This is a genomic window from Dolomitihabitans soli, assembly GCF_022213955.1.
GTDB lineage: Bacteria > Actinomycetota > Actinomycetes > Streptosporangiales > Streptosporangiaceae > Streptosporangium_A > Streptosporangium_A soli.
The window spans coordinates 534,932-549,796 of sequence record NZ_JAKNTW010000001.1 but is presented as its reverse complement, the minus strand read 5'-3'; the positions used below and the strand labels follow the sequence as shown (position 1 = coordinate 549,796).

The 14,865-nt window shown below is 71.4% G+C and carries 12 protein-coding genes; 6 read left to right on the top strand and 6 right to left on the bottom strand.

Translation table 11 applies throughout. The features are described from left to right. Positions 1-25: 25 nt before the first annotated feature. The 3 genes from MBA17_RS02510 to MBA17_RS02500 are packed head-to-tail and all read left to right on the top strand — an operon-like array spanning position 26 to position 3,323. Positions 26-1,213 (top strand): flavin-dependent oxidoreductase, encoded by a 1,188-nt coding sequence (locus tag MBA17_RS02510; RefSeq protein WP_238494557.1) that lies wholly within the window; start codon positions 26-28, stop codon positions 1,211-1,213. Then, entirely contained in the window at positions 1,210-1,659 is a 450-nt protein-coding gene (locus MBA17_RS02505) for a DUF3237 domain-containing protein (protein WP_238494556.1), read from the top strand. Before MBA17_RS02510 ends, MBA17_RS02505 begins: the two co-directional genes overlap by 4 nt. An 11-nt stretch (positions 1,660-1,670) precedes the next feature. Next, entirely contained in the window at positions 1,671-3,323 is a 1,653-nt protein-coding gene (locus MBA17_RS02500) for a CocE/NonD family hydrolase (protein ID WP_238494555.1), read from the top strand. Between the two features lie 138 nt (positions 3,324-3,461). Here the strand turns inward: MBA17_RS02500 and MBA17_RS02495 are convergent, their stop codons facing one another. Then, positions 3,462-3,641, bottom strand: a complete 180-nt coding sequence (locus MBA17_RS02495) for a hypothetical protein (RefSeq protein WP_238495027.1) — start codon at positions 3,639-3,641, stop codon at positions 3,462-3,464. 55 nt (positions 3,642-3,696) lie between these two features. On the opposite strand from MBA17_RS02495, the gene map reads away from it, so the two are divergent. Then, positions 3,697-4,545, top strand: coding sequence for a type I methionyl aminopeptidase (map, locus tag MBA17_RS02490; protein ID WP_238494554.1), 849 nt, complete (start codon positions 3,697-3,699; stop codon positions 4,543-4,545). A 184-nt stretch (positions 4,546-4,729) separates the two neighbouring features. Here map and MBA17_RS02485 read toward each other — a convergent pair whose 3' ends face one another. From MBA17_RS02485 to MBA17_RS02465, 5 genes are all read right to left on the bottom strand, one after another. After that, positions 4,730-5,131 carry a sensor histidine kinase gene (locus tag MBA17_RS02485; protein ID WP_238494553.1) on the bottom strand — a complete coding sequence of 134 codons (402 nt, stop codon included), beginning with the start codon at positions 5,129-5,131 and terminating at the stop codon, positions 4,730-4,732. Positions 5,132-5,293: 162 nt separating this feature from the next. Continuing rightward, positions 5,294-7,285: a bifunctional copper resistance protein CopD/cytochrome c oxidase assembly protein gene (locus tag MBA17_RS02480; protein ID WP_238494552.1), complete on the bottom strand. Its 1,992-nt coding sequence runs from the start codon at positions 7,283-7,285 to the stop codon at positions 5,294-5,296. Continuing rightward, positions 7,282-7,881 carry a copper resistance CopC family protein gene (locus tag MBA17_RS02475; RefSeq protein WP_238494551.1) on the bottom strand — a complete coding sequence of 200 codons (600 nt, stop codon included), beginning with the start codon at positions 7,879-7,881 and terminating at the stop codon, positions 7,282-7,284. Before MBA17_RS02475 ends, MBA17_RS02480 begins: the two co-directional genes overlap by 4 nt. Positions 7,882-8,084: 203 nt before the next feature. Next, positions 8,085-9,371, bottom strand: a complete 1,287-nt coding sequence (locus MBA17_RS02470) for a helix-turn-helix domain-containing protein (RefSeq protein WP_238494550.1) — start codon at positions 9,369-9,371, stop codon at positions 8,085-8,087. A 189-nt stretch (positions 9,372-9,560) separates the two neighbouring features. Continuing rightward, positions 9,561-11,072, bottom strand: coding sequence for a PucR family transcriptional regulator (locus MBA17_RS02465; protein ID WP_238494549.1), 1,512 nt, complete (start codon positions 11,070-11,072; stop codon positions 9,561-9,563). Between the two features lie 114 nt (positions 11,073-11,186). Here MBA17_RS02465 and MBA17_RS02460 point away from each other — a divergent pair, with 114 nt between their 5' ends. Next, the gene (locus MBA17_RS02460) at positions 11,187-13,400 is read left to right on the top strand and encodes a xanthine dehydrogenase family protein molybdopterin-binding subunit (protein ID WP_238494548.1); all 2,214 of its coding nucleotides are present in this window, start codon (positions 11,187-11,189) and stop codon (positions 13,398-13,400) included. A gap of 44 nt (positions 13,401-13,444) precedes the next feature. After that, entirely contained in the window at positions 13,445-14,830 is a 1,386-nt protein-coding gene (locus MBA17_RS02455) for an NCS2 family permease (protein WP_238494547.1), read from the top strand. The last annotated feature ends 35 nt before the right edge of the window (positions 14,831-14,865 follow it).

Below are 14,865 nucleotides of genomic sequence, written 5' to 3'. Positions count from 1 at the left end.
GGCCATAACAATCTTGGGAGGGTGGATGCGCATCGTCATCGCGGGGGCGGGCATCGGCGGGCTCGCCGCCGCGCTCAGCCTGCACGCCGCCGGTTTCGGCGACGTGACCGTGCACGAGTCCGCCGAGGCGATCCGGCCGCTGGGCGTGGGCATCAACCTGCTGCCGCACGCCGTACGCGAGCTCACCGAGCTGGGCCTGGCCGACCGGCTGGCCGCGATCGGCATCGAGACCGCCGAGCTGGCCTACTTCAACCGGTACGGCACGGCCATCTGGTCGGAGCCGCGCGGCCGTGGCGCGGGCTACCGGTGGCCGCAGTACTCCGTTCACCGGGGCGAGCTGCAGATGCTCCTGCTCGACGAGGTCCGCGCCCGGCTCGGCCGGGACGCGGTGCGCACCGGCAGCCGGGTCACCGGCGCGACCGTCGAGGCGGGCGGCCACGATCTGCTGATCGGCGCCGACGGCATCAACTCCGCCGTGCGCGCCCACCTGTTCCCCGGCGAGGGCCCGCCGCCGTGGAACGGCCTGGTGCTGTGGCGGGGCACCTCCTACGGCCGGCCGTATCTCACCGGGCGCTCGATGATCATGGCGGGCGACGGCGAGCAGAAGTTCGTCGCCTACCCGATCCGCCGGGAGGGGGACCGGGTCGTGATCAACTGGATCGCGGAGCGGCCCATGACGGGCGACGCCCGTGACCGGGGCGACTGGAACCGGCCGGCTGACCCGGCGGAGATCCTGCGGCACTTCGGCGACTGGCGCTTCGACTGGCTCGACGTGCCCGGCATCATCGCCTCGGCCGAGACCGCCTACGAGTACCCCATGGTCGACCGCGACCCGCTGCCCCGCTGGAGCGCCGGCGACGTCACGCTGCTGGGCGACGCCGCCCACGCGATGTACCCGATCGGCTCGAACGGCGCCTCCCAGGCGATCCTCGACGCCAGATATCTGGCGCTCTGCCTGGCCGGCGGGGGCGGGATCGACGCCTACGAGGAGGCCAGGCGGCCGCCTCTCACCGCGCTGCAACTCGCCAACCGGCAACTGGGTCCGGAGATCGTGATGAAACTCGCCCACGAACGCGCGCCCGGCGGCTTCACCGACATCGACCAGGTCATCCCGCACGCGGAACGCGCCGCCATCGCCGCCTCCTACAAGCGGACGGCGGGCTTCGACCCCAAGGTGCTCAACGAGCGCGAGTCCTGGAGCGTGACCCGGTGAGGCTGGAGGCGCTGGCCACCTTCCGCGTCGACCTGGACCCGGTCATGGACCTGGGCGTCTCGCACCTCGGCCGCCGCCGCGTGATCAACATCATCGGCGGCTCCTTCGACGGCCCGCGCCTGTCGGGCGAGATCCTGCCCGGCGGCGCCGACTGGCAACTCGTCCACGACGACGGCATGGTCAGCATCGACACCCGCTACACCCTGCGCACCGGCGACGGCGCGTTGATCTTCATCTCCACCTCGGGAGTACGGCACGGCCCGCCGGACGTGCTGGCCCGCCTCGCGGCCGGTTCCCCGGTCGATCCCGCCGAATACTACTTCCGCCTCTTCTGCCGCTTCGAGACCGGCGGCGAGCGCTACGCCTGGCTCAACCGCACCCTCGCCGTCGCCTCCGCGTCCCGCAGGGCCGCCGCCGTCCACTACGACGCCTACACGCTCACCTGAGGACCATCCGCATGCCCAAGTTGAACCGCGCCCCGCTGGCGATCACCACCGAGCATGACGCCCCCATCCCGATGCGCGACGGCACCGTGCTCCGTGCCGACCTGCACCGTCCCGCCGCCGGCGGCCCCTTCCGCACCCTGCTCATCCGTTCCCCGTACGGCGAGCCCACCCTGCGGAGCGCGCCCACGATCCGCGCCCTGGAGATGGGCTTCGCTGTCGTGCTCCAGCACTGCCGGGGACGCGGCGGCAGCGACGGGGAGTTCCGCCCATGGCTGGACGAGGGCCAGGACGGCTACGACACGATCGAATGGATCACCGAGCAGGACTGGTCCGACGGCGACGTGGTGGCCTCCGGTATGTCCTACCTCGCGGGCTGCGCCCTCCAGGCCGCCGCGCTGGCGCCGCCGGCGCTGAAGGGCGTCGTCGCGGCGGTGACCCCGCACGACTTCTACGACGGGCTCACCTACAACGGCGGCGCACTCGCCCTCGGCTCCGCCCTGAACTGGGCCGGGATGCAGACCATGCTCGGCCTGATGCACGCGACGGAGGCCGGTGACGACGTCTCGGCCGGGTTCGCCCAGCTCATGCCCGTGCTGACCGACCACGAGACCGCGTTGCGCACGCTGCCGGTGCGCGACGTCCCGGGCGTCTCCTGGTGGCGCGACTGGGTCGACCATCCCACCCGGGACGCCTACTGGGAGGGTTTCGCCGATACCCTGCGCCACGACCGGATCCAGGTGCCGGTCATGCACGTCGGCGGCTGGTTCGACCTCTTCCTCACCGGCACCCTGGAGAACCATCGCCGCCTCGGCGGCCCGCTGGTGATCGGCCCCTGGGCCCATATGCCGAGCACCGCCACCGGCGACCTCAACTTCGGCCTCGCCGCCTCCCAGCAGGCCGTCAACCTGGAACGACGGCAGCTCGAATTCCTCAGGGCCGCCCCTGCGCCCGGCGACGCGGGCGTGCAGATCTTCGTGATGGGCGCGAACGTCTGGCGTGACGAGGAGTCCTGGCCGCTCGAACGGGCCGTTCCCACCCCCTTCTACCTGCACTCCGGCGGCAGGCTGGGCACCGAGGAACCCCCGCCGGACGCCGCGCCCTCCACCTACGACTACGACCCGGCGGACCCCGTGCCCACCGTCGGCGGCCCGCTGCTGCTCGCCGACCCGGCCAACGTCGGCCCCCGCGACCAGCGCGCCGTCGAACAGCGCCCCGACGTCCTCTGCTTCACCACCGACCCGCTCACGACCGCCGTCGAGGTCACCGGCCCGCTGTCGGTCACCCTGCACGCGGCCACGTCCGCCGCCGGCACCGACTGGACGGCCAAGCTCGTCGACGTCTGGCCGGACGGCCGCGCGCTGAGCGTCATCGACGGGATCGTCCGCACCGCGGCCACCCCTTCCCAGCCGGCCGAGCACACCGTCGACCTGGTGGCCACCAGCCAGCTCTTCCCGCCGGGTCACCGGATCCGGGTGGAGATCTCAAGCTCGAACTTCCCGCGCTTCGACCGCAACCTCGGCGCCGGCGACCCGTCCAACCCGACCATGATCGTTCAGCACCAGACGATCTACCACGACTCCGCCCGCCCCTCGTACATCACCCTCCCGATCGTCCCTGGCCCGAACGTCCCTGGCCCGAACGTCCCTGGCCCGAACGTCTCCTGAACGCCGGCTCCCCTGGCTCGGATGGCTCGGACATGTCCTGAACGCCGACGTCGCCTGGCTCGGATGGCTGGACGTGCCCTGAACGCCGACGTCGCCTGACTCGGATCACCCGGGCCAGGAGATGCGGCGGAGGGAGGGCTAGTCGCCGTCCCAGTCCTTGTCGGACTCACGCCACGCCTTGTTGCGTTCTCTCGCGGTCTTGAGGGCGTTTCCCGCGGCTTCACGGGTCTCGTAGGGGCCCATCCGGTCCTTGTTGGGGCAGCCCTCGTCGGGCTCGACGCGCATGTGCGTCAGGCAGAACCACCATTTTTCGCTCAGCTCACCGGTCACAGTGCAATCTTGCCCGGTTGCCCGCGCACCTAGACTTGTGCGCATGACGACACTGCTCCAGCCCGGGCGGATCTCGCCCACGCGCAAGGTTCCCGCCCAGATCGAGCGGCCGGAGTACGTCGGAAAGAAGTCGCCGCGCACCGGCGAGCCCGACGTCAAGACGCCAGAGATCATCGAGCGGATGCGGATCGCCGGCAAGCTGGCCGCGCAGGCGCTCGAAGAGGTGGGCAGGCAGGTCGCCCCGGGGGTGACCACCGACGAGCTCGATCGCGTCGGCCACGAGTTCCTGTGCGACCACGGCGCCTATCCGAGCACGCTCGGCTACCGCGGCTATCCCAAGTCGCTGTGCACCTCGATCAACGAGGTCATCTGCCACGGCATCCCCGACGACACCGTGCTGCGCGACGGCGACATCGTCAACGTCGACATCACCGCCTACATCGGTGGCGTGCACGGCGACACCGACGCGACGTTCCTGGTCGGAGAGGTCGACGAGGAGTCCCGGCTGCTGGTCGAGCGCACCAGGGAGGCCACCGAGCGGGCGATCAAGGCAGTGGCCCCCGGACGCAGGCTCAACGTCGTCGGCCGTGTCATCGAGGCCTACGCCAAGCGGTTCGGCTACGGCGTGGTCCGCGACTTCACCGGTCACGGCATCGGCACCACGTTCCACTCCGGCCTGATCGTGCCGCACTACGACGACCCGTCGCTCGACGTCACCATCGTGCCCGGCATGACCTTCACGATCGAGCCGATGCTGACGCTGGGCACGATCGACTACGAGATCTGGCCCGACAAGTGGACCGCGGTGACCAGGGACCGCAAGCGGACCGCGCAGTTCGAGCACACGGTGCTGGTCACCGAGTCGGGCCGAGAGATCCTCACGCTCCCCTAGATCCCGGCGGACCGCCCCCGGGCCACGAAGAAGGCGTCCACCCACGCGATGACCGGGCACGGGCGACCACCGGCCGGCGACGACGCGAGGCCCATCTCCTCACGCGCAGTGGCGCGAGGACGTCGCACCCGCGCGGGGGCGCGGGGCCGAATCACCGCGAACGCGGACGGGGTTCCGCAATCGATCAGGCCGGCACCGCGCCGGTGACGGTGGTGCCCGCGCCGAACGCCGTGGTCACCGTGAGCGAGCCGCCCAGCTCGGCGAACGCGGTGCGCATCGCGGTGATCCCCCTGCCGGTCACCGGCGGGTCGAAGCCCACGCCGTCGTCACTGATCGTCATCCGCAGGCCGGAGGAACTCATGGTGACGGCGATCGACACGGTGCCGGCCCCGCTGTGCCGCTGCACGTTGGACAGTGCCTCGTGGAAGACCAGCAGCACCGCGCGGCTCGTGCGCGGCGGGACGTCGCCCTCGGGCAACGCCCACGTCTCCACCGCTATGCCGGTGCGCGCCGACCACTGGGCGAGGTCGTCCTCCAGGGCTTCGGCGAGACTCCGCCCCCCGCGCATCCGCGTTTCTTCGGTCACCACCATGCCTTCCTGAGCACGAGGACAGCGCCCTGTGCCCGGCCACGCTCGCCCCCACGTCAGCGTCGGCCGGAACGCAGGCGGCGCCCGTCTCCCCCACTGGTAAGGCTACCGGCGATTACGCGGCGTGGCGGTGGAAGATAGCAGCCACTGGCCGGAGAGCTATTCGGCGCGATCCCGTTTGTCCAGTTTCGCCAGATAGGCGTTGTAGGCATCGAGTTCCGCGTCACCGGTGCCGCCGGTCTTGGCCGCGATCGCGTCCGCCCTGCGGTCGGCCCGGCTGGACTTCCGGGTGTCGTCCTGCCACCACTGGAGGGCCAGCGCGAGGATCACGATCAGGGTCGGGATCTCGCCGAACCCCCACGCGATCGCCCCACCCGTCTGCTGGTCCTCGACGGAGGAGGCCCCCCAGGTACGGCCGAGCTGGTCGTACCAGTCGGACGCGATCACCGTCGTCATCATCATCATCGCGATGCCGAAGAAGGCGTGGAAGGGCATCGTGACGAACAGGACGAGCAGCCGCCCGACATGAGGCAGCTTGTACGGGGCGGGATCGACGCCCACGATCACCCAGAAGAACAGCGTGCCACTGAGCAGGAAGTGCGACGTCATGACGATGTGCCCGAGATGCTCGGACATCGCCCCGGCGAACAACGGCGTGAAGTACAGCGCGTAGGTGGAGACGATGAACAGGGTCGTGGCGATGCCCGGATGCCCGAAGAACTTCACCGCCCTGCTGTGCAGGATCACGGTGAGCCACTCCCGCGGCCCCCGGTCCCCCCGGCGTACGGCGGGCTTCAGGGCGCGCAGGGCGAGCGTGACCGGGGCGCCGAGCACCAGGAAGATCGGCACCAGCATCGACAGCGTCATGTGCTCGGCCATGTGCACGCTGAACATCACCTGTGCGTAGCGGGCGACGCCGCTCTGGGTCGCCAGCACCAGGATCAGCACCCCGGTGAACCACGCCGAGGTGCGCCCCCACGACCAGGAGTCACCGCGCCGCCGCAACCGCACGAGACCGGCGGCGTACAGGCCGCCGAGGGCCGCCGCGACGACGGCGAAGAACAGGTCGAACCACCACAACGTGACGAGGTTGCCGATCGAGATCGGCGGCGGCACCAGATAGCCGAGCAGTTCGAAGGCGCGGTCGACGGGCAGCGTCGTCGGCGGCGGCGCGGTCCGGGCCAGCGCCACAGCCAGGCCGACGGTCGCGAACATCAGCACGGCCTCGCCCGAGGCCAGCCGGAGGAAGGCCTTCGGCCGGCCCGCGTCCAGCTCTGGCAGGGTGCGCCGCCGGTGCCACCAGCCCACGGTGCCGAGCGCGCCGAAGGCCACCACCTTGGCGACCACGAGCAGGCCGTACGACGTGGTGAAGAGCTCCGCGACGGAGGTCAGGCGGGCCAGGACGCCGAACACGCCGGACAGGCCGAGACCGATGTAACACCACAGCGCCAGCCGGGAGAACCGCTGCGCCGCGATGTCGAGCTGCGGGCGCTTCAGCAGCGCGTGCGCGCAGAGCACGACGAGCCCGCCCACCCACAGCGCCAGCCCGACGAGGTGCAGGGCGACGCCCGATGTCGCCAGCGAGTGGTTGGGCGAGGAGGCGGAGTGCCCGGTGAGGGCGGGGGGCAGCAGGGTGAAGACGGCGAGGACGAGCAGGCCGCCCGACGCGCCCGCGGTGATCGCGCCACGGGAGAACAACGCGATCGCGACCGCGAACAGCACCACGATGGTCAGCGCGATGCCCTGGGAGACCTGGCTGGCGAAGCTGGTCAGCTCGTTGCCGCCGAGCACCTCCATGACCGGCAGGCCGAGCGACTCCGACAGGGTGAAGAGCATGGTCGAGGCCGCCGCGGCGGCCCAGGCGAGCGCCAGCCAGGAGGCGGCCTTCACGTAGTCGAGCGCGGTCCTGCCGAGCAGTCCCTTGTCGCTGGGGAGGAAGACGGTGGCGGCCAGCAGGGCGCCGACGGTGAGCACGCCGGCCGTGTCCATCGCCAGCTTCGAGATCGGCAGCGCCCACCTGGTGAGCGCGCCCTCGTCGGGCAGGCCGGGGATGATGCGGGGGGTGGCCGCGCCACCGGCGAACATCGCCACGATCAGGGCGATGAGGGCGGCTCCGGCGGCCGCCAGCGCCACACGTACGGTGCGGCTCACCGTCTCTTGCCTCGCATGCTGAAGAACATGCCGAGGCCGATGCCGGCCAGCGCCCCGACGACGATCCACAGCCACACCGGCACACCGCCGCCGTCATCGTCCTGCTCGGCGGCCACCGGAGTAGGCGTGGCGGATAGAGCGGTGGGGGGCGCCGATGGCGCGGCGGCCGACTCCGAGGGCTCGGGCTCTGAGGGCTGGGGCTCCGCGGAGGCGGCCTCCGAGGGCTCGGCGCCGCCCACGACCGTGAAGGGGATCTCCCCCTCCACGGGATGCCCGTCGGAGGAGACGATCCGGTAGGCGATGGTGTACTTCCCCGCGGGGAGCGGGCGGTCGAGCTGCTGGGTCACGACGGCGCCGTCGGCCGACGGCTTGCCGCTCTCGTGACGGGTGCCGTCGGCCGCCGTGACCACGACGGTGGGCAGGCGCACCTTGGCGGTGAACTCCAGGGTCACCTTCCGCACGTTCTCGACCTTGGCGTCCTTGGCAGGGTCGCTGCTTCTGAGCGCGTCGTGGGCGAGGGCGGGAGGGGCGAGGACCACGCTGACGAGAAGGGCCGCGAGGAAGGCGAGCGCGGGACCGAACGGGGAAGTCTTCATGGCACGTCCAAGGCTACCGACGCGGGGGTCCGGTCCGAACCCCGGTCGCCGAAACCTGGCCGAATCGCGCACGATCCAACATGCCAGAGGTGTGGACGCGGCCCTGCCCGACCGGGGGCGCCCACTGATGGCGCCCGGTGAAACGCACCGGCCTCTCCCGGTCCCCCGGCCGGAGCCGGGTGCGGAAGAGGCCGGGCGGCCGGTCAGAGGCCCGCGCAGGCCAGCGCCTTCTGGTAGGCGGCGATGCTTCCCTCACGGTCCTTCAGCCTGCCGAGCACGTCGGCCACGGTGCACCAGCCCTGAGCGGCGTGGCGGGGCGGGACGACCCGCTCCAGCCACTGGGTGGCCGTCGCGATCGACTCCCTCGCGTCCTTGATCTTGCCGAGCATCGCATAGGCGCCGCCGAGGACGAGGTGCACGTCCGCGCCGAGGTCACGCGTGCTGGTGGAGACCAGCTTGCGAGCGGCCTCCGCGCGGCCCGCCGCCTCGGCGGGGCGGTCGAGGCCGAACTCGACATGGGCGAGCTCCATCTCGCACCTGACCCGGTCGGCGATCCCGGCGGAGGACTCGCTCAGCTCCCGTTGGGCGCGCAGGATCCCCTCGCGACTGGTCTCCGCCTCCTCCGGCCTGACGCGAAAGCGCTGGCCGTGGTAGGTGAAGCGGAGCCGGTACAGATTGCGCCGCTCACCGACCTCGGAGTGGATGGCGAACGCGCGCTCCATGAGCGCCAGCGCCTCCTCACCGTGACCGCTGGCCTCGGCCACCAGCGAGGCGTTCCAGCAGGCGGCGACGGTGGCCCGGGGGCCGAGGCGTTCCGCCGCCGCGAGCAGTTCGGCGGAGTACTGCCTCGCCCGCAGCAGATCACCGCGGACCAGGTAGACGCCCAGGAGCGTGGAACCCAGTTCGACCAGTTCGTCGGTCCAGGCGGGGCGGACAGTCCCCGTCAGGATCTGCTCGCCGACCTGGACCGCCGCGCTCAGGTCGCCGCGGTCGCGGTAACAGCGGGACAGCGCGACGGCCACCGCGATGTGCCGCTCGGGCGACATGTTCCCGGCCGCCGTGGCGCGCAGGCCGTTGAAGGTGGCGATGGCCGCGTCGAGGTCGCCGCAGGCCTCCATGGCCAGCGCGAGGCCGTATTCGGCGTCCTGCCGGAGTTGTGCGAGTCCCGCGACGGCGTTGTCGGCCACCAGGTCGGCGTATCGCCTGCGCGCCTCCGCCACGGCACCGTTCTCCAGCGCCATCAAAGCGTATCCGAGCTCGAGTTCCAGCTCGTGCATCTGGGTCGCCGTAACGCCGTTGACCAGGTAGGTGAGCGAACAGTCGAGTTTCACCGCCAGCAGCTCGAGCACTGCCGGAGTTGGCGTTCTCTTACCGCTTTCGATAAGAGATACATAGCTGTCCGACAACTCTGGATGTGCCAACTGAGCTTGAGAAAGCCCACGTTGACGGCGAATCGTTTTGATGCGCTGACCGACCAGATCTTGACTCACTGGTACTCCCTGGAACAATGTCGTCGAACGAACCCCCGTGACAGGAGCACCACAATGCGTCGTCGCCTCACAGTGTCTGCCCTGGCCGTGCTGATTACGGCCGTCGTAGCGGTCGGAGTCAATGCTACGACCACATCCCCCTCCGCGTCTGCTACGGCGGCGGATCGCGCCGCCCTCTGCTGCTAGATCTCAATCTGCTCGTAATGCGAGGAACAGGTCGACGCGGTCGGTCATGCTCGACAGATCTCGTCCGGTCAGCTCCTCCACACGGTGAATGCGGTACCTCACCGTGTTGACGTGCACATGCATACGCTCGGCACACGCGTTCCACGACCCTGCGCAGTCGAGATACGTGCCGAGCGTCCGTACGAGTTCCGACTGGTGCCTGCTGTCGTAGTCGAGCAGCGGCCCCAGCAGGCGTGCGGCGAAGGATCGCCGCACGTCACGTGGGAGGGTGGCCAGCAGCAGCGTGTGCGTATAGATCTCATCGCTGGTCACCACTCCACCGTTACGCGTTTCCGCCAGTTTGCGCGCATGTCCCGCCTCTTCGGCTCCGCCGCGTAACGCGGCCGCCCCCGAGAGCGCGGCGCTCACCCCTATCGACACCCTCGTCGCGCGCATCCCCGCCGCCAGCACGGCCACCCCGGCGCGCAGCGACTCCGCCAGATCCTGGGCGGTGTGCCCACCACGCAGGGATACCAGGGCGAGCGCGCCGTCCTCCCCCGCCGCCGCCACCACGCCGCGGCCGAGGATCTCCTCCACGATCTGCCCCCCGAGCGCCGCCGCGCCCACCTCACGACCGCCGCCCGCGTCCACCGCGACGGCGTCGACCACGGCGTACGGCTCGCCGGGCTCGATCCCGCAGGTGCGCAGCCCGGCTCCCACCTCCGCCGCGTCGCCGCCCGCCCTGGCCAGGTCGATGAGCCGGCCGGCGAGTCTGCGCTCGACCCGGCGCCCCTCCCCGATCCTGGTGCGTTCGAGCGCGACGCAGGCGGCCAGCTCGTAGCCCAGGTCGGCACGCCCGCTCAGGTCGCCCTCGCAGACCAGCGCCCAGCCCGCCGCCCGGTGCGACCGGCCCACTCCGAAGATCGTGTAGGTGCCGCCGTCGCGATGGACGACGTGCGGGAGCCGGGGCGCGGAGAGATACGCGTGGGCCAGCGGCAGCAGCGGGAGCCCCGCGTGGTCGCCGGCGATCGGCCGGCCGGTGGCGGAGAGCACCGCCCCCGCGACGCCCAGCTCGCCGAGCATGAGCGCGAACAGGTCGGGCAGCCCCGCTCCCTCGGAGACGGCGGCCACGATGCGGCGGTGCCTGCCCAGGGCGTCGCGCACGTCGAGGGACAGCCGGGCGCCCAGCAGCTCGGTGACCCTCCTGAACGAGATCTCCACCGGTACGGCGAGCAGCGGCAGGCCGTACGCCTCGCACGCCGTCACGAGGTCGCCGGGGACGTCGCCCAGCCTGGCCAGCCCGGCGCCGACGGCGGTCACTCCGGCGCCGGCGAGCGCCGCCACGAACCGCTCGGAGTCCTCCGGCCGGTCGCGCCACATGAGCCCGGTGAGGACCAGCTCGCCGCCTGACAGGTAGCGTCCGGGGTCGGGCAGGTCGGTGATGTGCACGCCGGTGAACTCCCGGTCCAGGTGCTCGCCGCCGCCGAGCACGGCGAGCCGGAGCTCCGCCATCGCCACGACGTCCCGGATGCGCACACGTCAGCGTAACTCCCGGCTTTGGAGGAAGCTACAAGTCCGGTGCGGGCGGCGGCCCGCCTTTCATGGCGGGGCCCATAGGCCGGTCCGCCCCGCGAGTGATGTACTGCCTTTGTGACCAGCACAGACACCCGTACGAGCCAGGGCATCGGGCAGAGCGCCCCGCGGCCGGACGGCACGCTGAAGGTGACCGGGGAGTTCGCCTACTCCTCCGATCTGTGGCTGGAGGACATGGTCTGGGGCGTCACCCTGCGCAGCCCGCACCCGGCCGCCCGGATCCGCTCCATCGACCTCGGCCCGGCGCTGGCGATGCCCGGGGTGCTCGCCGTGCTCACCCATGAGGACGTGCCCGGCGAGAAGCACCACGGCCTTGAGCTCAGGGACCAGCCGGTGCTCGCCGTCGACCGGGTTCGCTACCAGGGCGAGCCGGTGGCGCTGGTGGCCGCCGACCATCCCGAGCGGGCGCGGCGGGCCGCAGCGGCGATCGTGGTCGACTATGAGGTGACGGAGGCGGTCACCGACGCGCGACGCGCGGCCTTCGACCCGGCCTGCCCGAAGGTCGGTGAGAGGGGCAACATCCTGCGCCACCAGCCGGTACGGGTCGGCTCGGTGTTCGAGGCGCCGGTCGTGGTCACCGGCGAGTACGAGGTGGGCATGCAGGACCAGGCGTTCCTCGGGCCCGAGTCCGGCCTCGCCGTGCCCGCGGAGGACGGCGGCGTCGACCTCTACGTCGCCACCCAGTGGCTGCACGTGGACCGCGACCAGATCGCGCCCTGCCTGGGGCTGCCGGCTGAGAAGGTACGCGTCTCGCTGGCCGGGGTGGGCGGCGCCTTCGGGGCGCGTGAGGACCTGTCGATGCAGGTCCACGCGTGCCTGCTGGCGTTGCGCACCGGGCGGCCGGTGAAGATGGTCTACAACCGCGAGGAGTCGTTCTTCGGGCACGTGCACCGGCATCCCGCCTGGATGCGCTACGAGCACGGCGCCACCCGCGACGGCCGGCTGATCTACGTGAAGGCGGAGATCCTGCTCGACGGCGGCGCCTACTGCTCCTCCTCGCCCGCGGTGGTCGGCAACGCGGCCTCCCTCGGCGCGGGGCCGTACGAGGTGGGGAACGTCGAGATCGACGCGTACGGCGTCTACACGAACAATCCACCGTGCGGGGCGATGCGCGGGTTCGGCGCGGTGCAGGCGTGTTTCGCCTACGAATCGCAGATGGACCGGCTGGCCGAGGCGTGCGGGCTGTCCCCCGTGGAGTTGCGGATCCGCAACGCGGTCTCCCAGGGCTCGCGCCTGATCACCGGCCAGCTGATCGACTCCCCCGCGCCGCTGGCCGGCATGCTCGCCGAGCTGGAGGCGTTCCCGCTGCCCGCCGCGAGCGACGGCGACCTGCGGGAGCTTCCCGGCGGGGTGGCGCAGACCACCCACGGCGAGGGCGTACGGCGCGGCGTCGGCTACGGGGTCGGCATCAAGAACATCTGCTTCTCCGAGGGCTTCGACGACTACTCCACCGCCCGGGTGCGGCTGGAGCTGGCAGGCGGCGAGCCGCACGTACTCGTGCACACCGCGGCGGCCGAGGTCGGTCAGGGGCTGGTCACCGTCCAGGCGCAGGTCGCGCGGACCGAGCTGGGCGTCGAGCGGGTCACCGTCGCGCCGGCGGACACGACGGTCGGCTCCGCCGGCTCCTCGTCCGCGTCCCGGCAGTCCTACGTCACCGGCGGCGCGGTGAAGACCGCCTGCGAGGCCGTGCGCGAACGGCTCGCGGAGCTGGCCGCCGCCCATCCGGGTCTCACGACCACAGCGCTGCTGCAGCGGTTCGGGCCGGTGGAGGAGACCCGGGAGTATCGTCACCGGCCCACCTTTCCCATGGACCCGTCGACCGGGCAGGGCGACTCCCACACCCAGCTCGCCCTGTGCGTGCACCGTGCCGTGGTGGACGTGGACGTGGAGCTGGGCCTGGTGAAGGTGGTGGAGCTGGCCGCCGTGCAGGACGTCGGCAAGGTGCTCAACCTGCTCGCCCTCGAAGGCCAGATCCACGGCGGCTCGGCCCAGGGGCTCGGGCTGGCGCTGATGGAGGAGGTCCTGGTGGCGGACGGCAGGCTGCGCAACCCGTCGTTCACCGACTACCTCATCCCCACGATCCTCGACATGCCGCCGATGAAGGTGTCGATCCTGGAGAACCCCGACCCGGCCGCGCCGTACGGCCTGCGGGGGGCGGGCGAGCCGCCCACGCTCTCCACCACCCCCGCCGTCGTGGCGGCCGTCCGGGCCGCCACCGGCAGGGCGCTGTCCCGCGTCCCCATCAGGCCGGAGCACATCGCACTCACCTGACCTGGGTAGGTCTCCGGATGCCCCCTCGCGCGGAGGGGGGCGGAATGGGTTCGCTGAGCGGGTTCTTCGCACTGCGGGAGCGTGGCACCACCGTCGCGCGTGAGGTGCGTGGCGGCGTCACCACGTTCGTGGCGATGGCGTACATCATCCTGTTGAACCCGATCATCCTGGCCGGGGCGACCGACGTCACCGGAGCCAAGCTGTCGATCCCGCAGCTCACGACGGCGACCGCGCTGGCGGCCGCGGTGAGCACGCTGCTGATGGCCGTGATCGGCAACGCGCCGTTCGGGCTGGCGGCCGGGCTGGGGCTGAACGCCGTGGTCGCCTACCAGGCCGCGCCGTACATGACCTGGCCGCAGGCGATGGGGCTGGTGGTGCTCCAGGGGTTGTTGATCATTCTGCTGGCGGTCTCCGGCGTGCGGCGGCTGATCATGGATGCCATCCCGCTGGCGCTCAAGCACGCGATCAGCGTGGGAATCGGGCTGTTCATCGCGCTGATCGGCCTGGTCGACGCGGGGTTCGTGGCGCGCGGGATCGGCACCCCCGTGCAGCTCGGCGCGACGGGACACCTCGCGGGCTGGCCGGTGTCCGTGTTCTGCTTCGGCCTGCTGCTCATGATCGCGCTGTACGTCAGGAGGACGCCCGGAGCCATCCTGATCAGCATCGCGGTCACCACCGTGGTCGCCATCGTCGTCGACGAGGTCTTCACGATCGCCCCCCGGAGCTGGGGGGTGGTGGAGCCACGGATACCCGACTCGGTGATCTCGGCGCCCGACTTCGGGTTGCTCGGCCAATTCGACCTGTTCGGCGGTTTCGCCAGGGCCGGCGTGGTCACCGCGACCGTGGTGCTGTTCACCCTCGTCCTGTCCGGCTTCTTCGACGCGATGGGCACCATCATCGGGGTGAGCGACGAGGCCGGGCTGGTCGACGAGCAGGGGCGGGTTCCCCGGCTGGGCGCGATCCTCACGGTCGACGGCGTGGCCGCCGCGATCGGCGGGGCGACCAGCTCCTCGGCCGGCACCGTCTTCGTGGAGTCGGCCGCGGGCGTCGGCGAGGGCGCGCGGACCGGCCTGGCCAGCGTCGCGACCGGCGGGCTGCTCGCGCTCACCCTGCTGTTCACGCCGATCACCATGGTCGTGCCCGCCGCGGCCGCCGCGCCCGCCCTGGTGCTCGTCGGCGCGCTGATGATGACGCAGAGCAGGAACGTGCCCTGGCAAGACCTTGATGTGGCGATCCCCGCCTTCCTGACGATCGCGCTGATGCCCTTCACCTACAGCATCACCAACGGCGTCGGTGCGGGTGTGATCGCCTACGTGACGGTCAAGGCCGCGCGGGGACGGTTCGGGGAGATCCACTGGCTGTTGTGGATCGTCGCGCTGATCTTCGCCGCCTACTTCGCGATCGACGCGTTCGAAGGGCTGATCAGCTAGCGGCCGGGGTTCCCCTCGGGGTCGACCGACACGTA

Coding starts and splice junctions, on each gene's coding strand:
- MBA17_RS02510 (WP_238494557.1), top strand. CDS start 26: ATGCGCATCGTCATCGCGGGGGCGGGCATCGGCGGGCTCGCCGCCGCG.
- MBA17_RS02500 (WP_238494555.1), top strand. CDS start 1,671: ATGCCCAAGTTGAACCGCGCCCCGCTGGCGATCACCACCGAGCATGAC.
- map (WP_238494554.1), top strand. CDS start 3,697: ATGACGACACTGCTCCAGCCCGGGCGGATCTCGCCCACGCGCAAGGTT.
- MBA17_RS02475 (WP_238494551.1), bottom strand. CDS start 7,881: ATGAAGACTTCCCCGTTCGGTCCCGCGCTCGCCTTCCTCGCGGCCCTT.
- MBA17_RS02455 (WP_238494547.1), top strand. CDS start 13,445: ATGGGTTCGCTGAGCGGGTTCTTCGCACTGCGGGAGCGTGGCACCACC.